At 55.3% G+C, this 20350-nt stretch carries 19 protein-coding genes and 1 tRNA gene; 15 read left to right on the plus strand and 5 right to left on the minus strand.

Going from position 1 to position 20350, the window contains the following annotated elements; all coding sequences use genetic code 11:
* Nucleotides 1-88 precede the first annotated feature (88 nt).
* Nucleotides 89-907: a 3-methyl-2-oxobutanoate hydroxymethyltransferase gene (gene panB, locus HQ37_RS05390; RefSeq protein ID WP_036881308.1), complete on the plus strand. Its 819-nt coding sequence runs from the start codon at nucleotides 89-91 to the stop codon at nucleotides 905-907.
* Nucleotides 908-953: 46 nt separating this feature from the next.
* A complete protein-coding gene (locus HQ37_RS05395; RefSeq protein WP_036881310.1) occupies nucleotides 954-1604 on the plus strand; it encodes a trimeric intracellular cation channel family protein in 651 nt (216 codons plus the stop codon).
* A gap of 100 nt (nucleotides 1605-1704) precedes the next feature.
* Here HQ37_RS05395 and HQ37_RS05400 read toward each other — a convergent pair whose 3' ends face one another.
* The 3 genes from HQ37_RS05400 to trxA all read right to left on the minus strand — a co-directional run bounded on the left by HQ37_RS05400 (nucleotide 1705) and on the right by trxA (nucleotide 5824).
* Nucleotides 1705-4299, minus strand: a complete 2595-nt coding sequence (locus tag HQ37_RS05400) for a carboxypeptidase regulatory-like domain-containing protein (protein WP_036881311.1) — start codon at nucleotides 4297-4299, stop codon at nucleotides 1705-1707.
* A gap of 4 nt (nucleotides 4300-4303) precedes the next feature.
* The gene (locus HQ37_RS05405; RefSeq protein ID WP_036881312.1) at nucleotides 4304-5161 is read right to left on the minus strand and encodes a GLPGLI family protein; all 858 of its coding nucleotides are present in this window, start codon (nucleotides 5159-5161) and stop codon (nucleotides 4304-4306) included.
* A gap of 180 nt (nucleotides 5162-5341) precedes the next feature.
* Entirely contained in the window at nucleotides 5342-5824 is a 483-nt protein-coding gene (gene trxA, locus HQ37_RS05410; protein WP_036881313.1) for a thioredoxin, read from the minus strand.
* A 782-nt stretch (nucleotides 5825-6606) separates the two neighbouring features.
* Between trxA and HQ37_RS05415 the strand changes: the two genes are divergently transcribed.
* Together HQ37_RS05415 and HQ37_RS05420 are read left to right on the plus strand one after the other, a co-directional pair.
* Complete coding sequence (locus HQ37_RS05415; protein ID WP_052080789.1) at nucleotides 6607-7977, plus strand: thiol-activated cytolysin family protein; 1371 nt, start codon at nucleotides 6607-6609, stop codon at nucleotides 7975-7977.
* Nucleotides 7978-8259: 282 nt separating this feature from the next.
* Nucleotides 8260-9189, plus strand: coding sequence for a DUF4300 family protein (locus HQ37_RS05420; protein ID WP_036881314.1), 930 nt, complete (start codon nucleotides 8260-8262; stop codon nucleotides 9187-9189).
* Between the two features lie 108 nt (nucleotides 9190-9297).
* Here the strand turns inward: HQ37_RS05420 and HQ37_RS05425 are convergent, their stop codons facing one another.
* On the minus strand, nucleotides 9298-10812 hold the full coding sequence (locus tag HQ37_RS05425; RefSeq protein WP_036881315.1) for a polysaccharide deacetylase family protein: 1515 nt from the start codon (nucleotides 10810-10812) through the stop codon (nucleotides 9298-9300).
* Between the two features lie 209 nt (nucleotides 10813-11021).
* Here HQ37_RS05425 and HQ37_RS05430 point away from each other — a divergent pair, with 209 nt between their 5' ends.
* The 6 genes from HQ37_RS05430 to folK are packed head-to-tail and all read left to right on the plus strand — an operon-like array spanning nucleotide 11022 to nucleotide 15347.
* Nucleotides 11022-11903 carry an ABC transporter permease gene (locus HQ37_RS05430; RefSeq protein ID WP_036881316.1) on the plus strand — a complete coding sequence of 294 codons (882 nt, stop codon included), beginning with the start codon at nucleotides 11022-11024 and terminating at the stop codon, nucleotides 11901-11903.
* Nucleotides 11904-11932: 29 nt separating this feature from the next.
* Nucleotides 11933-12193: a DUF3098 domain-containing protein gene (locus HQ37_RS05435; protein ID WP_052080791.1), complete on the plus strand. Its 261-nt coding sequence runs from the start codon at nucleotides 11933-11935 to the stop codon at nucleotides 12191-12193.
* Nucleotides 12194-12199: 6 nt separating this feature from the next.
* A complete protein-coding gene (locus HQ37_RS05440; protein ID WP_036881317.1) occupies nucleotides 12200-13027 on the plus strand; it encodes an undecaprenyl-diphosphate phosphatase in 828 nt (275 codons plus the stop codon).
* Between the two features lie 3 nt (nucleotides 13028-13030).
* The gene (gene truB, locus HQ37_RS05445) at nucleotides 13031-13759 is read left to right on the plus strand and encodes a tRNA pseudouridine(55) synthase TruB (RefSeq protein ID WP_036881318.1); all 729 of its coding nucleotides are present in this window, start codon (nucleotides 13031-13033) and stop codon (nucleotides 13757-13759) included.
* 45 nt (nucleotides 13760-13804) lie between these two features.
* On the plus strand, nucleotides 13805-14854 hold the full coding sequence (gene queA, locus HQ37_RS05450; protein WP_036881319.1) for a tRNA preQ1(34) S-adenosylmethionine ribosyltransferase-isomerase QueA: 1050 nt from the start codon (nucleotides 13805-13807) through the stop codon (nucleotides 14852-14854).
* 13 nt (nucleotides 14855-14867) lie between these two features.
* Complete coding sequence (gene folK, locus HQ37_RS05455) at nucleotides 14868-15347, plus strand: 2-amino-4-hydroxy-6-hydroxymethyldihydropteridine diphosphokinase (RefSeq protein WP_036881335.1); 480 nt, start codon at nucleotides 14868-14870, stop codon at nucleotides 15345-15347.
* A gap of 91 nt (nucleotides 15348-15438) precedes the next feature.
* Here the strand turns inward: folK and HQ37_RS05460 are convergent, their stop codons facing one another.
* Nucleotides 15439-16158 carry a Bax inhibitor-1/YccA family protein gene (locus tag HQ37_RS05460; RefSeq protein ID WP_052080792.1) on the minus strand — a complete coding sequence of 240 codons (720 nt, stop codon included), beginning with the start codon at nucleotides 16156-16158 and terminating at the stop codon, nucleotides 15439-15441.
* Between the two features lie 151 nt (nucleotides 16159-16309).
* Between HQ37_RS05460 and HQ37_RS05465 the strand changes: the two genes are divergently transcribed.
* The 5 genes from HQ37_RS05465 to HQ37_RS05485 all read left to right on the plus strand — a co-directional run bounded on the left by HQ37_RS05465 (nucleotide 16310) and on the right by HQ37_RS05485 (nucleotide 20344).
* Nucleotides 16310-16383: transfer RNA gene (locus tag HQ37_RS05465), tRNA-Arg, on the plus strand.
* A 68-nt stretch (nucleotides 16384-16451) separates the two neighbouring features.
* Entirely contained in the window at nucleotides 16452-16871 is a 420-nt protein-coding gene (locus HQ37_RS05470; RefSeq protein ID WP_036881320.1) for an RNA-binding S4 domain-containing protein, read from the plus strand.
* Nucleotides 16872-16913: 42 nt separating this feature from the next.
* Nucleotides 16914-18392, plus strand: a complete 1479-nt coding sequence (locus HQ37_RS05475) for a PepSY domain-containing protein (RefSeq protein ID WP_081951777.1) — start codon at nucleotides 16914-16916, stop codon at nucleotides 18390-18392.
* Between the two features lie 15 nt (nucleotides 18393-18407).
* Complete coding sequence (locus HQ37_RS05480) at nucleotides 18408-19343, plus strand: DNA/RNA non-specific endonuclease (protein WP_052080793.1); 936 nt, start codon at nucleotides 18408-18410, stop codon at nucleotides 19341-19343.
* Nucleotides 19328-20344: an aminodeoxychorismate synthase component I gene (locus HQ37_RS05485; RefSeq protein WP_052080794.1), complete on the plus strand. Its 1017-nt coding sequence runs from the start codon at nucleotides 19328-19330 to the stop codon at nucleotides 20342-20344. Before HQ37_RS05480 ends, HQ37_RS05485 begins: the two co-directional genes overlap by 16 nt.
* Nucleotides 20345-20350: the final 6 nt, after the last annotated feature.

Below are 20350 nucleotides of genomic sequence, written 5' to 3' on the forward strand. Positions count from 1 at the left end.
CTAGCGGTACAATTCCCTGACTAATAAATCCAAGTCCTAAGCCGAGCTCTACACTCGGCTTAGGGCTCTGTGTATATCCATCCAATCAATGTCTAAACATCAAGCTATAACCAAAAAGGTTACCACCCTAAGACTAAAAGAAATGAAGGCCCAGTCTGAGCGTATCGCTATGCTCACGGCCTATGACTATACTATGGCTCGACTGGTCGATGCCTCGGGTGTCGATATGATCCTCGTCGGAGACTCGGCCGCCAACGTGATGGCAGGCCATTCGACTACCCTGCCCATTACCCTCGATCAGATGATCTACCATGCGAGCTCCGTCGTGCGAGGCGTACAGAGAGCCTTCGTTGTGGTCGATATGCCCTTCGGGAGTTATCAGATCTCCAGAGAGACTGCCCTCGCATCGGCCATCCGCATCATGAAGGAGAGCGGTGCCGACGCTGTCAAGATCGAGGGAGGCTCTGCCGTTTATGACGCCATTCAAGGGATCATCGAGGCAGGCATCCCCGTCGTCGGCCATTTGGGCCTAACCCCCCAGTCAGTGCATCAGCTTGGGGGCTTCGGCCTACAGGCCAAGGGAGAGGCCGAGGCCGAGAGGTTGCTCGACGAGGCCAAGAGACTCGACAGCCTCGGCTGCTGTGCCTTGGTCTTGGAGAAGATCCCCGCTCGTCTAGCCGAGCGGGTCGCTCGCTCAGTCTCGACCCCAGTCATCGGCATCGGGGCTGGGGCAGAGGTCGATGGTCAGGTCTTAGTCCTACAGGATATGCTCGGCATGGACGATAGCTTCAGCCCCAAATTCCTCCGGCGCTTCGGTCGGGTGGGTGAGGCTATCTCGCAGGCTGTCGAGGCGTATGTCGAGGCGGTCAAGACCTCAGAATTCCCCAATGCTTCCGAGGCCTATTAATGCTCCGAGCTCTTGCCCTCGCTCCTCTTCATCCGATTAGATCGCTATGGACATCAGCAATATAACCAACGTTACGACCTTTATAGACTGGTGCGACTATCTCGGTACCTTCGCCTTTGCCATTAGCGGTATCCGTCTGGCGGCCGCTAAAGGCTTCGACTGGTTCGGGGCTTATGTGGTCGGCCTCGTTACTGCTGTAGGTGGAGGGACGACCCGAGACCTGATGCTCAACCTTACCCCCTTTTGGCTGCTACAGCCTTCCTATCTGATCATCACGGGCCTAGCCCTGGCCTTCACGATCGCTCTGCGCAAGCAAATTGTGCGGATCAACCACACGCTCTTCTTCTTCGATTCCGTGGGCCTCGGCCTCTTCGTCGTCGTGGGGATTGCCAAGAGCTTCGATGCGGGCTTCTCCTGGTGGGTCGCTCTGGTCATGGGTACGATCACGGGCTCGTTTGGAGGGATGATCCGAGACATCCTCATCAATGAGGTGCCGCTCATCTTCCGCAAAGACTTCTATGCTCTAGCCTGTCTGTGTGGAGGGATCTGCTACATTCTGCTGATGTATCTGACGGATATATCCCTGCCAGTCATCCAGTTCCTTTGTGCGCTCTCTGTTGTGTTGCTGCGCCTCATGTCGGTGCTTTTCCATATCAGTGTACCTGTCTTCACCCCCAGTGAGGGCGAGATCGAGTAGCCTATAGGTGGCTAGCGAAAGCGAAAGCTCCTGCCCCGAACGATCTCTCTTGAGATCTTGGGGCAGGAGCTTTGCTCTATCCAGGGCTCAGGGGGTCGGCTTAGAAGTAGAAGGAGTAGCTAGCCCTGAGCATCGCTCCTCGGAGCTGATACCATACGCTCCTCTCCTGCAAGCCGTTGAAGGAGCTGTAGCTATACCTCCGATGATTGAGCAGGTTGTCGGCCTCGACGAGCAGGATGTTATTCCCCCGCTTGTACTCAGCACTCAGCCCAATGGGAACGAAATGGTGGTACTGATCCGCAGCGGTCTGACGCATCAAATGCTCTGCCTTGAGGCCGAAGCGTAACTTCTCTGTGGGCGAGAGCTTGAGGTTCATTCGTTGGCTGAGCCCTGCGATGCGGCTCTGAGCTTTGCCCTCATCATAGCTTAACCAGGTAAGTGAGCCTCTGATGTTGTACTGTAGCTCTATCCATGCACGGGGTGTTAGGGAGAGGTTGAGCCCTCCGGAGAGCTGCTTGTTGGCGAAGCGATTGAGCTTGTCGTGGCGATAGAGCTCGCCTGTGCTGTGGCTTCCCGAGAGGTCGAGCCTCACCATAGAGTGGATCGGACGGAAGAACTTAGAGGCACTGAGCCTGAGGTTCAGCGTCTCCTGACGGTTGTCTCCGAGGATATGGGTGGAGAGGTTCGCCCCATCAGAGACTGGCGCATCCGCTGAGGTGAGGTTGCTCTGTACCTGGGTATAGCTCAGAGACACATGGCCGTACATCTCCTTGAGAGCGTTGCGGTAATTAAGCGTGCTTTGGGCCGAATACATCTTGCCTCGAGGCTCCTCTCCGCTGCCCACACGGGCTGAGCGATATGACGAGTAGACTGGCCGCAAGATGTAGTCCAGGAGCGACCCTCGCCACTCATTCACCCCGAGCGAACCGTTCAGAGACCAAGCGTAGTTGAGCTCTGCCGAGGCGTAGAGATGTGGCTTGAAGAGTAGGTAGCCATAGGACTTGTTCCCCGAGGGAAGACCGTAGCGACCATGATCCCATTGCAGTGGGAGGGTGAGGTCTAGCCTAAGCCCCTTGTCGGAGTGGAAGTAGGCGAGCTTCGTCTCTAGCCCTGCCTGTGCGCTGAGGCCTTCGTATTCGCTGCCGGGCAGGTGGGGCTGCCCGGCCACTTCGGTGTCGAGGCGCAGGCGTGTGTGGCCAACATAGTAGCTCAGGGGTAGGTCGATGCGCCAACGATTGCTGAGCCGACGAGTGTACTTGGCCTTGATCTCGCCCGAGAGCTCCTTACCGTCGATGCTCTGCGAGAGTGCCCCGTCGGAGACGATGAGCCTACGCTCGGGGTAGGAGTTGAAGTCGGTGTTGAAATCAAAGGCCCACAGGTTACTGCCCGAGCCACCACTCAGGGCCAGCCGATTGCTCAGGGAGTGCTCCCGCTGCTGGTGTTGCTCGATGAGGCTGCGCCCTCGTGAGAGAGCGATGGACTCTCGGTAGCTATTGCGCTCGAAGCTGTAGTTGAAGCTATTATTGACCAAATACTTGGATGCATTGTCCCGATAATGCGCCCAAACGCTGTAGGACTGAGGCTTGGCCTTCGTCGAGATCGAGCTCTCCGAGACAAGAGCATCGCTACCGCTGGGGTTGAAGAAGCGTAGATCTGAGCCATGCAAGCTCTTCTCCTCTCGGTTGTCTAGGCCTGCTCCGTAGCGCAGGGTGGCCGAGGAGCTCAAGCGGTGGATGGAGTTGAGGCGGGCCTTGTAGAAGTCTCGCTTGAGGTGCAGATGCTCGGAGAGGCCTGTACGCACGGCCTCGGTTCGGTTGGGGTGGAGGGTGCTGATGCTGCTCGGGTGCGATGCTGACTCTGAGTAGACGAGGCCGCTGAGCATATCGACCTCCTGCTGCCTGTGGGCTAGCTCCACTGTGCCGATGATCTGATGCCCTCTAGTGAAGCGCATGGCTGTGGCGTCGCCAGCATAGGTGAGCCCCTCACGCTCACCCCCGAGGGAGAGCTTAGCCTTGCCTCGGATGCGGTTACGGCCCGACGCTTTGAGGACGATATTCATGATGAGCTTGTCGTCGCCGACGATACCCTTGAGGTGTTGGACCTCCTGCTGACGCTCGAGCATCTCCACTCGGGCAACGTCTTTGTGTCGTACGCTGCGAGTAACCTGCGCATAGCCCTGGCCTGTGAGGTTGAGTCCATCGATGGTCATCTTGTCGATGTTTTTGCCCATGAAGCTGATCTTGCCATCGTCTGCGACCTTGACCCCAGGCATGCGCTTGACGGCGTCCTCGATAGAGGTATCGCCCTTGGTGGCATAGCTGCTGACGTTGTAGGTCGTCGTGTCTCCCCGCTGGCGGATGACGGGGACTTCGACGATGAGCGATTTGAGCTCGGTCTGCTTGGGGGCAAGAGTCAGGGTGAGGGGTTTACCGTCCTCGACACGTAGGCTGAGCCGCTCGTAGGACATGTGGCGAATGCGCAGCTCGCATGGGGCTTGGGCCTTGGTGAGGGTGAAGCGTCCCTGGGCATCGGTCATCGTATAGTCCCGTACCTTGCCCTCGAGGATTGCCTGTACGACAGCTCCCTCGATAGCCTCGCCCGAGGCACGGTCTCGGATCGTGCCTCGGATCTGTGCCTGTAGGCTCTGCCCCAGGAAGAGGAGGAGTAGGCAGAGCAGTCGTAGGGATGTCTTCATAGCTCTAGAACTCTATGGGGATGTATTGGCCTGCCTGATGTCGTGGGAAGCGAAGACCTCCGTTGGCTAGGATGGTGCTCGTACCATCGGGATTCTTGAAGATGGTAAGATTGCGGAGGCCACCCGTAGAGATGCGCCTCTGAGGGTCAGCCATGATGTCGTTGAACCGCTGGACGAAGTCCTTGCGCTGGGTAGGAGTGTGCCTCACCGTGGGCTGAGGGTGCATGGCGAAGCCGATTGAGGGGTAGAGGGCAGCCAGCTCGAAGTGGAAGAGGCCCTCGGCATCCTTGGCCTCGAGGATGAGCCCGGGTAGGCCTCTGAGCTTCCATGGACCATAGGGTAGGGGCAGGTCTTCGGTGAACCAAACAGTCCACTCTCGCCCTCCATAGCTGATACTGGCACGCTGACAGGTGTAGCCTGCGATGACCCGCTCCTCGGTGCCGATCTCCCAGCCCTCGAGGGGAGGCTCGGAATAGACGAAGAGGTCTGGGAAGGCTGCGTCGAGCACCTGAAGGCCGCCGCCCTGACGCTGCGTGATGATGGGCTCGAAGTACTTCTCGGCCTTGCCCGTGCGCTCGAAGTACTCTCGCTTGAGCTGCTCTGTGGCCTCGTTAGAGGCATTTACGGAGTCTAGCTGATAGCGAGCATAGTCTGCGAAGACTGCCTCCGATGGGGTAGCCTGTAGGATGGTGAAACCACTCTGCTCGGGGAGCTTGACACGCTCGTTGCCCCGGGTGGTGAGCTTGTAGATGATGCCTAGGGGCTTGGCCTCGCTCTGGGCAGAGAGTTGGGGGGTGTGGCAGAGCCCGAGGAGGGTCATGAGCCCTAGGGCAGTGGCTCGTGGTCGGAGAAGGGTTTTCATAAGATGTTGGGTGTTTGGGGTGAATAATCTTCTTCGGGGTGATGCCGAGGGGCTGCCCCTTGCCCTAGTAACGTGTAGGGGATAGGCTTTAGTATGCAGAGGGGTCGCAGCCGAGGCTCAGATCATGTAGCTTCGTTCTGCGACCCCTTGGTTTGAGGTGATATGATGGAGGCTGGTGGCCTACTTGATGATCTTGTCGAAGGCCTCCTTGAGCTGCTCGATGCTGAGCAGTCCGATGGAGTTGCTCGGAGTACCCTTGAGGGGAACGTAGATGAGGGTAGGCAGGGCCGAGACGCCGAAGGCACGTGCAAGCTCGGGCTCATTGTCTACATTGACTTTGTAGACCTTGACCTGACCCTTATACTGTGCTGCTACCTCCTTGAGGCGGGGCGAGAGTGTACGGCAAGGGCCACACCAGTTGGCATAGAAGTCGATCACCACGGGGCGATCTCCCTTGAAGACGAACTTCGTGGGCTCCTCCTTGTAGTCCCAAATGTTGGCACGGACGAACTTGGCGTCGATCGACTCTACAGAGCCCTCCTGCTTGGTCTCTTGCTTGGCTTCCTGCTTGTCCTTTTGACCTCCAGTGCAGGCCTGTAGTGAGCTGCCCAGGCCTAGGATCATGATCCCAGCCATAAGGACGAGTTTCATTTGCTTCTTCATTCTAAGTCTTTTTTGTTTCTATTTGCTTGTTGGAGCGCAGCCGCCCCCTCTTGGGCTGGCGGTTTGTTCTCGTCAAATATAAGCATTTATTCTCCGCGAAGGTTCACTCGACTAGGGCCTAGAGAGGAGGGGAGGGGGCGAGGGGGAAGGGCTGAGCTCTCGATAGACCCTCGAGCGAGGGCTCTCGTGGAGCTCAGGCGAATGCCTATCTATACCCCGATGGAGCTCCTATTTGGATCTCTGTGGAGTTCCTATTTGAGCCTCGATGGAGCTCCTATTTAAGTCTCTCCTGCGCTCCTATCCTATCTGTATTTTTATGGGTCATCAAACTTATTATGAGCTATTTAATCGTAATGTCTGGAGTGAGTCTTAAGAAGCTTCTCTTGTATTGTAGAGGGGTGGATAATCGGTAGCATTATATGGTTTGTTGGCAGACTTCTCAAAAAAATTTTCGATCACGATGCAAGATATGCTTTTTCCTTGCATTCTATAAGCAGGAGGGGCAAGAAAGTCGCCCCCCTAGCCTCTAAGTCCCCAGCCTCATTGAGCATGGAGCGACATCAGATGGCTTTCGATTAATTCATTACAAATAGTTGGGAACTCTTATTCAACAATTTAATTTTATAAAGATGACAAGTGTATCAAAAACCCTAGCAATAGCTCTATGCGCCGTTGCTCTTGCCTCTTGCAATAAAGAGGAAGGTCCCTCGAAGGGAAAATCTGGGAATCAATTTGCCCAAGAGTTTAACCAATACGTTAAGTCGCTGCCTAGAATACAACAAATGGCTCCATTCGCTGAGCGTCTTGTAAGCAGCAACAATACACCACGGGTATCACTGCTCAACACAGCTAAGGAAGAGGAAAAGGAGTATGAACAGGCTCGCGAGGTAGACGAACAGTTGTTGTTCTCCGATGCCAATACGATCTTCTACCCTGGTGCGCTGATCAAGGCTAGCTCTATCATCGAGGGAACGTACATCCCCATCGTGGCTCAGCGCAAGCCTATTACGATCTCTACCTCATTGATTGGGGCTGCAGGCAAGACTTCTATTACTGTTGCAGATCCCAAACTCTCGACTGTGAGAGATGCAGTCAGTGCACTGCTTGAGAGAGACTTCAAGACACCACCTGCAGATATTACATATTCTTCCGAAGAGGTTCATGATGAGCAGCACCTGCGCATTGCTCTTGGGGCTAACTACAATGGTACGACTGCTACGGTAAAGGCTTCTGCTGGATTTAACTACGACAATACTAAGAAGAGATATATCGTTAAGGTACAGCAGGTCTTCTATACACTAGACATTGACCCACCTGCACAGCCAGCCGATTTCTTTGCTAACGAATTTGAATATAAGGCTGCTTTCGGCGGCAAAAAGCCCTTGTACATCTCAACAATCAAAATGGGACGAGTGCTCCTGCTTGGTATCGAAACGGATATGACAAAGTTCGAACTGGATACCAAACTGCAAGCCACGTTCGGTAAGACATTTGATGGTAATGCAGAGGCTGCTTACAATGCGATCAAGAACAGATCTTCTATCCGCGGACGCGTTATCGGTGGTGATGGCAAGCTTGCAGGGAAGAGTGTCTCTGACGTAGCAGTGATCAAGGAATTCCTTACCGAAGGAGCTAACTATGGCAAGGACAACCAGGGTGCACCAATCGCTTATCAGCTAAGAGAGCTGGGTACTAATGAGCTCTTCAAGACTGTTATCTACTCTAAGTACAAGAAGGCTAAGACCCCTGTTCAGAAGATCACCTTCGATCTACAGATCTTGCTCGGAGCACTCAAGACTAAGTCTGGTGAGACACTCAATCAGATGGGTCGCATATATGTTCAGAGAAAGAGCGTGAACGGAACGGTTTCTAAGAGTGAGCTATTCTTCAATGAGTATATCACAGAGAGCAAGATCAACAATTATGGCCCAGGAGAAGAAATCAAGATCATTGTAGATCGCAAGCATCATGATGGCAAGGAACTCTCCTTCAAGCTGGCTACCTCTCTAGACTTGGTAAGAGAAGCAAAACTAAGAGGAAAGGGTAAGAATCTATATGATTATCAAGACAAGAATCCTCTAGTTCTTGAGGACGAGACACAAGCGTTCCAACTGTCTTTAGAACTAAAAAATCAGCATGTTACTGAACAGTAATAGTCGTAGACTCTAAATCTATTGGGGATGCCGATCGGCATCCCCAATTTTTATCCCCCAGCTTCGCAGCCTTGATGCAAATGCTCCATCGTGATGCGAATACTCCTCGAGAGAGAGGGGCGGAGGCCGAGGGTGGGGAGCTTTGCTCGTTGTGTGAATAAGTGTTACATTTGTGCGCCTGCCTAGTAGATAGCTCCCCCCCTCGGCCAAGGCCATGGGAGCTAGCTCTGCCTCGATCACGAGTCTGACGAGGTGATTGTCTCATGATTATTCTTTACACCGATGAAACATCTTTTTTCTGTTCGTAGGCTGCTCCCCTTGGCTATGAGCCTTATGCTGGGTGTCGCTCTCTCGAATTGTTCCTCGAGACCGAATGCCTCGAAAGTCTCTGAGACGGCCGTCTATTGTCATCTCTTCGATCCAGCAAGCCAAGAGGAAGTCTCTCGGGCCATGATGCGCTCAGGGCTCGCAGAGGCTAATGTGTCTGCCTTTATCGAGAGCGTGCGACAGTTTTATGATGCTGTCGGAGGATTGGGTCTTGTGCGAGAGGGGTATGAGCCCCTCGAGGAGAGCTCTACACATTTTGATGCAGAGATGATCCAAATGGCTTGGGATGCTCGCTATCCGAGCTTTGCAGGTTACAATTGCCGCATAACCTCCTTTGCTCTCCTGCAGGATCTCATTAGGGTTGATCACCCAATTCAGGAGCGTCCCGAAACGCTCTTCTTCGACGATGAGGCTCTCGATAGCTGTGGACGTATGCTGCTGCATCAGAGAGATAACTTCTATAGTGTCTTCTCTCCCGTCCCCACAGCGTATGATCAAGAGATTAAGGGGCATGTGTCTCGAATGCAGGAGGCCTGGCGCAAGATGGGGATCAGCTTTCCCCATAAGGGAGACCCAACGAAGGCCTCTCTCATCTCGGTGGTGATGCACTCGGCCATTACTCCTGAGGATAGCTACCTCTTCGTTGGCCATGCGGGTGTGTTGATCCCAACGGACGATGGGCTACTCTTTGTTGAGAAGCTCTCTTTCCAAGCTCCCTATATGCTCATCCGTTTCCCCGATCGCACTGCGCTCAACGATTATCTCATGCGGATGTATGACACTGAGTGGGGGCAGCCCACCGCATCGCCCTTCCTCCTGGAGAATGATGAGCTACTCGAGGGCTACCGACCCAACCCGAACAAACCTACTGGGCAGGACGAATAGTCGACCCTATGCTCTGCCCCCTGGGATTTGCCTGATCCCGAGTAAAAGACGAAGCGTCGCTGGAGGCTAATGCCTCTAGCGACGCTTCACTGTTTGAAGGGAGAGGGATTACCTCCCACTCGTGTAGACCTGGTTGTCCTTAAGCTGTTTGCCTGCGAAGAGTTCGTCGAGGGTTACGATGCGGTAGCCCTTGGCCTTGAGGTTGCGGATCACCTCGGGGATAGCATCGACTGTAGATTTGTGGATGTCATGCGCTAGGATGATGGCATGGGCCGATGCCTTGGACATTTCCGAAGCAACCTTGGAGGCATCACGATACTTCCAGTCGAGAGGATCGACACTCCAGCCCATGATCGGACGACCTACGAGAGGAAGCTTTTCCTTGGTGAAAGCACCATAAGGGAAGCGGAAGTAAGTAGGGCGCTCGCCCGTGATCCGCTCGGTGATCTCGTCGGTACGCTTGATTTGCTCCTGAGCCTCTTCGAGTGATATCTTCGCAAAGTTCTTGTGGTCGTAGGAGTGATTGCCTACGTTGTGCCCCTCGTCGAACATACGTCTCATCGTCTGTTGTTGCACAGCAGCCGACTTGCCTAGGACGAAGAAGGTCGCCTTTACATCCTCACTCTTGAGGATATCGAGTAGACGAGCTGTGTAGACCGAGGGCCCATCGTCGAAGGTAAGGGCTACGCAGGGAGCGTCCGAGCTAGCCTCCGAGGCGGCTGCTCGCTTAGGCTTGGGCACGGTCTTGGGGCGGGGCTGCTCTGCCTCGTGCCGAGACTGCCTGAAGAGTGAGGCGAACCGCTGACCCAAGTACTTGTCCATTACCGACTGAGGGATCTGTATCGTGAACGAACCCATAGCCCCGCTGGCGATCTGATACTTATCAAAGATCACATACCAGTGCTTACTCTCATCGAAAAAGACCGTCTTGTAATTCTCTACATTGGGCTTAGTCCCCTCCTCGATGTCAAGCTTCATCTCTTGCCAGAGTATCTCTAGCTCCTCATTGTTGGCATAGCTTCCGCTCTGTTCTAATCGCTCACGCACAGCATGTTCGGCCATACCCCTAATCTCGGAGGCAAAGCCTTCGAAAGCCTCTTGACTGTCGAAGAGGTCGGCCGTAGTGAGCCGACGCCTGCCTTTGAGGTCATAGGTCGAGCAATAGAACTTGTCCTCGTAGTTATTTCCCAGTGAAGTGCTGCGTGCATAGAGTAGCACCAGTAGCTCCTCAGACTTGTATTTGATCTCGAAGTGCTGATTGAAGTCTATAGCCCCAATGGCATCGCCGCCGAGGCGTTCCACTTCGTTTTTGAACTCATCGACAAAGAGTTGAGAGAAGTCTCGCTCATGATCGTTGATGAAGTCGTGCCGTGTGATGGGAAACGATACGGTCAGGTGGCTCTTGTCGGGGTCGTTGCCGATCTTCGTTGTGAAGACCTGAACGTCCTCGTCAGTCTCCGAGAGTTTAATTTCCTCAGTAAGGTCGGCCAGCTGCCTGATCTCTAGGTTTTCGGTCTCCGAAGTCGTGCCCTCGGAGGTGGTATTGCTGCTCGAGTTCGAGCCGCAGCCCACCAATAGCGAGGCTACTAGGAGGGCAGATAAGAAGAGTGAATACTTTTTCATACGCTATGCTATTTTAACACTCGCAAAGATAGATATTATCCCGTCAATTCTAGAGAGATGGGCTTCGAGTGCAGATAAATGTGTATTTTTGCAGGCAAATTGCCCTTCTTATGTCCATGCGCTTACTTTGAGGGCTTCCCGAGGTCCTTGGTGGCCTGGGGTCATGTTGTTCGTATTGCGATAGTGCTCAGTTCATTATATCAACTACTATGCCTCGTCCTCCTCAGTCTCAGGGCCGCTCTATGCTCTCCCAGGCCCGTGTCATCAGCATCATCGGCCTACTGGTTACCCTCATAACGCTGGGCACTATCACGCTGCTCCACCTGATTAGCTCGAGCATCGGACGAGAAATTCAGGAGCGCATGAGCTTCTCCGTCGAGCTAGGCAACGACCTGTCTGCCTCGCCCGAGGAGCTCCTCGAGGAGCTAAGCCTCGTCAAGGGGATCAAGTCTGTCGATTATCTCGATGCCGATAGTGCCGCCCGCCTCGTGCAGAGCGAGATCGGTGAAGACCCTATCAAGGTATTGGGTTATAATCCCTTCTCCCCCATACTGCGCCTCAAGCTCGAGCATGACTACCTCTCACAGGACAGCCTCCTAGTTATCGAGCAGCGGCTCAGGGAGAGAGGCGTCGACACCCACCTCTCCTACCAAAAGGACATCCTACACTCGATGCAGGACAATATTGGCCGCATCCAGAGCTTCCTTTGGGCCGTCCTGGTGCTACAGCTCCTCCTGAGCATCCTACAGATCAATAGCTCGACCAAGCTACTCATCCATTCGGAGCGTATGACCATCCGCACACTGGCTCTAGTGGGGGCTTCGTCGTGGTTCATTCGTCGCCCCATCCTCTTGCGGGCTCTCGGCGATGGCCTCATCAGTGTACTCCTGGCTCTCTCGCTCCTCGGTCTCGGCCTCTACGCTACCCAGCGTAGCCTTAATATAGATGTGTGGAGCATGCTGCGCATGAGCGAGCTGCTCATTGCTGTGGCTCTCCTGATTACCGTGGCCCTCTTCGTCTGTGCTCTCTCCTCATGGAGAGCTAGCCACCGATACATCCGTATGGACGGCTCCAAGATCCATTTGGTCTAAACTTCACCTATATTCATACATCACTCATCATGCTGTATAGCAGAAAGAACTACATCCTGATGGGCCTCTCTGTGCTCATCATCCTCATCGGCTTCGCCCTCATGTCAGGTGGGGGATCCGATAGCCCTGAGACCTTCAACCCTGAGATCTTCAGCTCTCGTCGCATCGTCCTAGCTCCTATTGTTTGCGTTGTCGGCTTCGTGCTGATGATCTATGCGATCCTAGCCTCTCCAGCCCGCTCCCGAGGCGAGGCAGGCACTCCCTCCACCCCCACTAATCCTCAAGCCTAGCCCCTGATGAGCATCTTAGAGAGTATTATCCTCGCCATCGTCGAGGGGCTCACCGAGTTCCTGCCCGTATCCTCTACGGGCCATATGATCCTAACCGAGGGGCTGATGGGTATGCAGAGCTCAGCCTATCTGTCCGCCTTCACTGTGATGATTCAGTTTGGGGCTATCCTCTCCGTACTGGTAATCTACCTGCCTCGCTTCTTGCGCTTCGGCAAGGATCAGGAGACTCAGTACTATGGCCTTAGTGGCTTCAATCTCTACTGGCTGATGTTCATCGGATGTATCCCTGCAGCCGTCATGGGTCTGATGCTCGAGGAGTATATCGATGCTCTACTCGGTAGGGTCGAGGTCGTGATCGCCATGCTCTTCCTCGGGGGGATCGTGATGCTCTTCATGGATAAGCTGCTGGCCAAGGACAAGCCCCAGAGGGTTACCCCCCTCAAGGCTGTCATCATCGGTTGCTTCCAGTGCTTGGCCATGATCCCAGGGGTGTCTCGTTCGATGGCCACGATCCTGGGAGGAATGCAGCAGGGGCTGACCAGGCAGCAGGCGGCGGAATTCTCCTTCTTCCTGGCCATCCCCACCATGTTCGGGGCTACTGCTCTGAAGGCCTACAAGCTCCACAAGGAGTTCGGTATGGCGATCTTTGCGGACAACTGGCAGACGCTGCTCGTGGGCAATGTCGTAGCCTTTGTCGTTGCCCTCCTGGCCATTAAGTTCTTCATCGGTGTGGTTACTCGCTATGGCTTCAAAGCCTTTGGCTACTACCGCATCGTCATCGCTATCGTATTTGCCCTCATGCTTCTTTTGGGCGTTCCCATCGAGCTGCAGTAGAGGATGAAGCATTGTACCCAAGAGCTCGATCTCAAAGAGGGAGCTACGATCTACCTGCACAAGCCCCTCGGCATGAGTTCATTTGGTCTCGTGCATCGCTTCCGCTATGCGGCTTGTCAACACTTAGGTATCAAGAAGCTCAAGGTCGGCCATGCAGGCACCCTCGACCCCCTGGCCACAGGGGTGATGATCCTCTGTACTGGGGGGCATACTAAGCGCATTGAGATGCTCCAGCAGGGTAGCAAGGAGTACATCGCCGAGATCCGTCTCGGGCAGACGACACCAACCTTTGACCTGGAGAGTGAGCCCGATGCCCTCTATCCGACCGAGCACATTACGCCCGAGGCTGTGGTTGAGGTCCTCAAGAGCTTCGTCGGGGAGATCGACCAGGTACCGCCTGCCTTCTCGGCCTGCAAGGTCGATGGCAAGCGAGCCTACGACCTGGCCCGCAAGGGTCGAGAGATCGCCCTCGAGCCCAAGCGCATCCGTATCGACGAGATAGAGCTCCTCGAGTGTCAGTTGCCCGTTATCCTCATCCGAGTGGCTTGTGGCAAGGGAACTTATATTCGCTCGCTGGCTCGAGACATTGGCTTTGCCCTCGGCTCTGGAGGCCACCTCATCAGCCTCGTCCGTACCCGAGTAGGAGAGGCCCGACTAGAGGACTGCCTAAGCCTCGAGGAGGTAGGCGACTTCCTCTCTCGCTGCGTGCCTGTACCTCAGCCCAAAGGATAACACAACAAACAATTAATCAAGAACGAATTAGAATACATATAGAGCATGAAGCTATCTCAATTCAAATTAGACATTCCCGAGGCCTTGATCGCTAAGAAGCCAGCCTATTTCCGTGATGAGTCTCGTATGATGGTGCTCAACAAGACCACCGGAGAGATCGAGCATCGTATCTTCAAGGAGATTCTAGACTACTTCGGCAAGGACGACGTCTTTGTCTTCAACAATACCCGTGTCTTCCCAGCCCGTCTCTACGGTAACAAGGAGAAGACCGGAGCGCAGATCGAGGTCTTCCTCCTGCGTGAGCTCAATAGCCAGTTCAAGCTCTGGGATGTACTCGTAGATCCTGCCCGTAAGATCCGCATTGGGAACAAGCTCTATTTCGGCCAAGATGACAACCTTGTGGCCGAGGTGATAGACAATACGACCTCTCGCGGTCGTACGCTGCGCTTCCTCTTTGACGGGACGCATGAGGAGTTTAAGCGTACGCTCTTCTCTCTGGGCGAGACCCCTCTGCCCAAGTATATGGAGCGCAGTCCAACGGCTGAGGACGCAGAGCGTTATCAGTCTCTCTTCGCCACCGAAGAGGGGGCTGTCGTAGCCCCTGCGGCGAGTCTGCACTTTAGCCGAGAGCTCCTCAAGCGTATGGAGATCCGAGACATCCGCAAGGCCTATCTGACGGTACATAATGGCCTCGGTAACTACAGAGACATTGACGTTGAGGATCTGACCAAGCATAAGATGGAGAGTGAGCAGATGATCGTCGGACGAGAGGCCTGCCAGATTGTTAATGAGGCCAAGACACATGATCATAAGATTTGTGTCGTTGGTACCTCTGCTCTCAGAGCCATGGAGACTGCCTCGAGTACTGAGCACCGTCTCAAGGAATATGATGGATGGACAAACCGATTCATCTTCCCTCCATACGACTTTGCCATCCCTACCTCGCTGGTAACGAATTTGCATATGTCCAAGTCCACCCTGCTGATGATGACTGCGGCTTTTGGAGGCTATGATCACGTCATGAATGCCTATGCTGTAGCCATTAAGGAAAAATATCGTTTCGGGGCCTATGGAGATGCCATGCTCATCATCTAAGGAGGGGCTCTCTGTGAAGCATAGCCTATACCTCTCGTTGGGCAGTAACCTGGGGGATCGAGTCCAGCTCCTATACAGTGCGATCCGTCTGCTCGAAGAGCAGGTGGGCCGGGTGGAGCGTATCTCCGAATTTGTTGAGACCGAGCCTCTTGGCTTCACCTCTAGCAATTGGTTCATGAATGCAGCCCTGAGGGTCGAGACCGAGCTCGAACCGATGCAGGTGCTCGAGCGCACCCAAGCCATCGAGCAGGCCCTAGGCCGACGGCACAAGAGCGTGGATGGTGTCTACAGCGATCGCCCTATCGACATCGACCTCCTGCTCTACGACGAGCTTGTCCTCGAGGGCAATAGGCTCTCGCTGCCACACCCACGGATGCATTTGCGCCCCTTCGTCCTAGAGCCTCTGTCCGAGATCGCCCCAGAGCTCAGGCATCCTCTGCTGGGCAAGAGCATTGCCGAGCTGAGGCGTGAGCTACAGGGGCATGTAGCCTAATCCTTGCGAGATATAGACAAAGAGTTAGCCCCAAGACCTCTCTAGGAGAGGTCTTGGGGCTAATAGATTTATGCTCTATGAGATCAGTGCTCTACTCCCTGCGGCCCATGAAGCGCAGCAGGAAGATGAAGAGGTTGATGAAGTCGAGGTAGAGGGTGAGTGCCCCCAGGATGGCTACCTTCTTGGTATCGTCGCTGTCCTCGTAGGTATTGACGAAGAGACGCTTGATCTTCTGCACATCGTAGGCTGTTAGACCGACGAAAACCAATACCCCTACGGCGGAGATGACGAGGCTCATAAGGCTAGAGCCCACGAACATATTGACCAGCGAGGCAATGATGAGCCCGATGAGGACCATAAAAAGTAGGTTGCCCATTGAGGTCAGGTCTCTCTTGGTGATGTAGCCGTAGATCGCCATGGCGGAGAAGGTGGCTGCCGTTACGAAGAAGGTCTCGGCAATGGACTGCGCCGTATAGACGAGGAAGATCGGGCTCAGCGTTACCCCATTGAGCACCGCATAGGCGGCGAAGAGGGCTGTGGCCGTCATGAAGGACATGCGGGCAATACGGGCCGAGAGGAAGACCACAAGGGCAACCTCGGCGATGATGAGCCCGAGGAAGAGCCCTCGGCTGCTGGCGATGGAGTAGAGCAGGTCTACATTCTTGAAGAGTAGGAGGCTGGTTAGCCCTGTAATACCGAGGCCTATAGCCATCCAGAGGAAGACGCGCTGCATGAGCGTACGCTGTAGGCTAGCGTCTTGGATGACTGTATAGCCCCTAGAGTGGTCGATTGGATACTGTTCGTTGTTCATTGACTTGATCGTTAATAATGTTTCTTGCAGACAAAGATAGGCAAATTCCTCTCGAGAGCCTCTCTGTGGCGAATGAGCCGTGCTCGGGTGAGTGGCTATTCGGGAGAAATGACTACCTTTGCGCCAGCTCCCCGACATGGGAATAGCCAAGGGCTTGGTAGCTTAGTTGAATAGAGCGTCAGATTCCGGTTCTGAAGGTCGTGGGTTTGAGTCCCACCCAAGTCACATCGTACAAATGAGAGGGTGTAGCATCGATGGCTACACCCTTATTCTTTTATGAAAGAGGTATATAGATGGCAGAGATCAGAGTAGATAAATGGCTGTGGGCCGTTCGGATCTTCAAGACCCGATCGCTAGCTACCGATGCCTGCAAGAAGAATAGGGTGAGCATCAATGGCACTCCTGCCAAGCCTGCCCGTACGCTGCGCCTGGGCGATGTGGTCTCGGTGCGTAAGCCGCCGATAGAGTACTCGTTTCGAGTGCTCGGGCTGCTGAACAATCGTGTCGGGGCTAAGTTAGTGCCCGAATATATGGAGAATGTTACCCCACGGGAGCAGTACGAGATCTTGGAGCTACAGAGGCTCTCGGGCTTTGTCGATCGGGCCAAGGGACTTGGCCGTCCGACGAAGAAGGAGCGTCGAGACCTGGATCAGTTCGCCGACGATCTGCCCTCGGGGATGGATCTCTTCGACTGGGATGAGGACTGGGACTAAGGCCTCGCTCCGCTATCAGGATCAACCAATACCGTTACCATAATGAGTTTCAGATCTTTCATGCTCAAGTCTCATCGCTGGCTAGGCGTGGTGATGAGCATCTTCTTCGTCATGTGGTTCACCTCTGGCCTCGTGCTGGTCTATCATAGCTATCCCTCCTACCATCGGGGGGAGCAGACGAAGCACCTCCTACCCCTTAGGCCCGAGATGCTGCCTAGCGACTCGAGCCTCTCTGCCCTGAGACTGCGCCTGGATAGCCTCTACGAGGGCAAGCCCTACACGCTAGGGCTTGAGGCCAATATCTACCACGGGGTCTATGCCTCGGTCGCTGTGGGTAATGCCCGAGCAGAACGTTTGAGCCTCGAGGGAGATACGCTCACGAGGCCTATGGTCGATCGGGCTCTGCTCGACCGAGTGGCCTCGCTCTGGTCCGATCGCATCGAGCGGATCGACACGATCACAGATCTAGACCAGTGGACGCCCTTTAGCCGCCTGGAGCGGGAGCTCCCCTTCTACCGCCTCAGCCTCGAGCAGGAGGGTCGTGAGGTCTATGTCAGCTCGGTCGATGGGCGGGTCATCACGGAGCATACCTCGAGCGAACGCCTCTGGGCCTGGTTGGGGGCTATCCCCCACTGGGTTTACTTCACCTGGCTACGTCGCCAGGCTGATCTGTGGATTTGGGTCATCATTGTTCTTGCAGGTATCGGGGTGCTGATGGTGCTTACGGGTATCTATGTCGGTATAGATGTCTACCGTCGGAGCAAAGGGCCTCGAGGATATCGCTCCCCTTACAAGAAGCGTAGCTACTACCTGCATCACGTCCTCGGATTGCTCAGTGGGATCTTCATCTTTGGCTGGATCTTTAGTGGTCTCATGTCAGTGGTAGACCTGCCCGAGTGGATGACGGGCAGCCGTGATGGCAGCATGCAGGAGCGTCTCGAGCAGCACACCCTGCCACAGGAGCAGTATCAGAGCTTACCGCTGGCTCAGATGCTTGCTGAGCATCCAGAGACTCGCTCGCTACGCTGGCGTTCGGTAGCGGGACGTCCCTTCGTTGAGCTCATGCAGCCCGAGGGTGAGCTTTTGTGCTATCGAGCCGATCGCTATCCGGAGGTCGGGCTGGCCCTGAGAGAAGCTGAGGTGCTCGACTATATCCGTCGAGCCCGAGGGGAAGAGTTTGCCTACCAAATCGAGCTGATGGAGCAGTACGATGGCTACTATGTCGATCGTCATGGTCGCCTGGCTCTACCTGTATACCGAGTGGATATAGACGACCCTGAGCGGCATGCAGCCTATCTGAACCCCGAGACGCTGGAGCTGCGCCTCGTGGATCATGGCCGACGCCTCGGTAGCTGGTTCTTCTCTAAGCCTCATGCCCTACGCTTTGCCTTCCTCGCTGAGCGTCCCTGGTTGTGGACTCTGACCATGTGGTCACTTATGCTCTTGGGGTTGGTGGTCTCGGTTACAGGCCTTATGCTCAGCTACAAGGCGGTCCGTCGTAGTTGTCGAAGAAGAAAATAACCTTGCTCTTTTCTTATGTCCAAGAAGTCCAATAAGAAGCTCGCAGCCCTGCCTCCGCTGGGTTTGCTGCTCATCCTCCTGCTAATCAACTACTACAAGGGCTCGACCCCTGACAGACCCTCGGCCGATGCCCCAGGGCCCGAGCCTATGCGTGAGGTCGCAGCCCCCTCGGCCTGGGAGCCTCGGGGGGAGATCATCCGAGGCGATACGAGCCTCTTGGAGCTGCCTCGGCTCTCGGGGGGCAACCACAACTACTTCATCACCCACCGAGCCTCGGGGGAGGTCAATTACTCCCTGGAGTATGACACGGAGCGCAGGCATGCTCGCTGGGTTTGCTTCCGCTTCGACCCTCGGACGAGCCCCACGGCCGAGATCGGGCGGACGAATGCCTGGGCCTGGGATCCTGACCTGCCTGCCCGCTACAGCACCGAGACGTGGTTTAGGGGTAGTGGCTATAGCCGAGGCCATCTAGTAGCCTCGGGAGATAGACAATACAGCGTAGAGGCCAACGAGCAGACCTTCTACTACTCGAATATGAGTCCCCAGCTACAGAGCCACAATGCGGGTATCTGGGCTCGCCTCGAGCAACGAGTACAGAAGTGGGGACGCAAGGGCTCGATGCATGATGTGCTCTATGTAGCCAAGGGGGGCACGATCGCCGACGGGCAGATAGAGCCCGAGCGGATCAAGGGGATGATGGTCATCCCTCGCTACTACTGGATGGCCCTGCTGCTCGAACGAGAGGGGCAGTACCACAGCATTGCCTTCCTCACCGAGCATAGGGAGTACGAGCGTAGCGAGCACATCCGAGACCTAGCTCTCTCGGTCAATGCGCTGGAGCAGTTCACGGGGCTAGACTTCTTCTACCACTTGCCAGACGAGATTGAAGAGGCCGTAGAGGCTGAAGACCCTCAGGCGAGACTTGCCCGACAGCTATGGTGGAGCCATTAGCCGCTCTCGAACCCTCGCCCCAGGTGCGAGCGACACTCGATCGAATGAGTGAGCTGGGGCGTGCGGGTAGACCCTTCGTCTTTGCCCTAGACTTTGAGCTACAGGAGGCTCTGCTCTGGGATGAGCCCGAGAGCTATCCGCTCTGTCGGATCGGTTCGCTCTCGACCCAGCCAAGGGGTAGGGGTGGGGAGGTCTCGTCGCCTGGCCCTCGTCCCCGTCTTGAGGGGCTTGAGCCCGAAGGCGAGGCTCGCTACCGCCGCCGCTTCGATCGGGTGCATGAGGGCCTTAGGCGTGGGGATAGCTTCCTGTGCAATCTGACCATCAGCACCCCTCTCCTGGGCGACCTCAGCCTCGAGCGGATCTATGCCCATTGTCCTGCACCCTACAAGCTGCTCCTACCCGGACGCTTTGTGTGCTTCTCCCCCGAGACCTTCGTGCGCATCAGCCCGACGGGGCGGATAGCAACCTATCCGATGAAGGGGACGATCGACGCCTCTCTGCCCGAGGCAGCCGAGCGGCTGCGCTCCGACTACAAGGAGGGCTGTGAGCATCATACCATCGTCGATCTGATGCGCAATGACCTCAACCGCATTGCTCGAGAGGTACGGGTCGAGCGGTTCAAGTACCTCTCTGAGATCGAGACCGACCGTGGACGGATCTTACAGATGAGCTCGGAGGTCGTTGGGCAGTTGCCCCTAGACTGGCCCGCCCATATCGGTAGCCTGCTGCTCTCGCTCCTGCCTGCGGGTTCGATCTCGGGAGCACCTAAGGAGCGCACCTGTCAAATCATTCGAGAGGCCGAGGGAGCTCCTCGAGGCTTCTATACGGGCATCTTCGGCTACTTCGATGGCCAGGAGCTCGAGAGTGCTGTGTTGATCCGATTCATCGAGCAGCGGGACGAGGGGAACTTCGTCTTCCGCTCGGGTGGAGGCATCACGATCAACAGCCAAGCCGAAGAAGAGTATCGGGAGTGCCTGACGAAGGTCTACCTGCCCCGATAACCTTCA

Source organism: Porphyromonas sp. COT-239 OH1446 (assembly GCF_000768875.1).
Lineage (GTDB): Bacteria > Bacteroidota > Bacteroidia > Bacteroidales > Porphyromonadaceae > Porphyromonas.

What these genes read in the sequence shown, in the direction of transcription:
- HQ37_RS05460 (WP_052080792.1), bottom strand. Translation starts at nt 16,158, where the DNA reads ATGAACAACGAACAGTATCCAATCGACCACTCTAGGGGCTATACAGTC.
- HQ37_RS05425 (WP_036881315.1), bottom strand. Translation starts at nt 10,812, where the DNA reads ATGAAAAAGTATTCACTCTTCTTATCTGCCCTCCTAGTAGCCTCGCTA.
- HQ37_RS05475 (WP_081951777.1), top strand. Translation starts at nt 16,914, where the DNA reads ATGAGTTTCAGATCTTTCATGCTCAAGTCTCATCGCTGGCTAGGCGTG.
- HQ37_RS05415 (WP_052080789.1), top strand. Translation starts at nt 6,607, where the DNA reads ATGGCTCCATTCGCTGAGCGTCTTGTAAGCAGCAACAATACACCACGG.
- HQ37_RS05440 (WP_036881317.1), top strand. Translation starts at nt 12,200, where the DNA reads ATGAGCATCTTAGAGAGTATTATCCTCGCCATCGTCGAGGGGCTCACC.
- trxA (WP_036881313.1), bottom strand. Translation starts at nt 5,824, where the DNA reads ATGAAGAAGCAAATGAAACTCGTCCTTATGGCTGGGATCATGATCCTA.
- panB (WP_036881308.1), top strand. Translation starts at nt 89, where the DNA reads ATGTCTAAACATCAAGCTATAACCAAAAAGGTTACCACCCTAAGACTA.
- HQ37_RS05395 (WP_036881310.1), top strand. Translation starts at nt 954, where the DNA reads ATGGACATCAGCAATATAACCAACGTTACGACCTTTATAGACTGGTGC.
- HQ37_RS05420 (WP_036881314.1), top strand. Translation starts at nt 8,260, where the DNA reads ATGAAACATCTTTTTTCTGTTCGTAGGCTGCTCCCCTTGGCTATGAGC.
- HQ37_RS05400 (WP_036881311.1), bottom strand. Translation starts at nt 4,299, where the DNA reads ATGAAGACATCCCTACGACTGCTCTGCCTACTCCTCCTCTTCCTGGGG.
- HQ37_RS05435 (WP_052080791.1), top strand. Translation starts at nt 11,933, where the DNA reads ATGCTGTATAGCAGAAAGAACTACATCCTGATGGGCCTCTCTGTGCTC.
- HQ37_RS05470 (WP_036881320.1), top strand. Translation starts at nt 16,452, where the DNA reads ATGGCAGAGATCAGAGTAGATAAATGGCTGTGGGCCGTTCGGATCTTC.
- HQ37_RS05405 (WP_036881312.1), bottom strand. Translation starts at nt 5,161, where the DNA reads ATGAAAACCCTTCTCCGACCACGAGCCACTGCCCTAGGGCTCATGACC.
- HQ37_RS05485 (WP_052080794.1), top strand. Translation starts at nt 19,328, where the DNA reads ATGGTGGAGCCATTAGCCGCTCTCGAACCCTCGCCCCAGGTGCGAGCG.
- queA (WP_036881319.1), top strand. Translation starts at nt 13,805, where the DNA reads ATGAAGCTATCTCAATTCAAATTAGACATTCCCGAGGCCTTGATCGCT.
- truB (WP_036881318.1), top strand. Translation starts at nt 13,031, where the DNA reads ATGAAGCATTGTACCCAAGAGCTCGATCTCAAAGAGGGAGCTACGATC.
- HQ37_RS05480 (WP_052080793.1), top strand. Translation starts at nt 18,408, where the DNA reads ATGTCCAAGAAGTCCAATAAGAAGCTCGCAGCCCTGCCTCCGCTGGGT.
- HQ37_RS05430 (WP_036881316.1), top strand. Translation starts at nt 11,022, where the DNA reads ATGCCTCGTCCTCCTCAGTCTCAGGGCCGCTCTATGCTCTCCCAGGCC.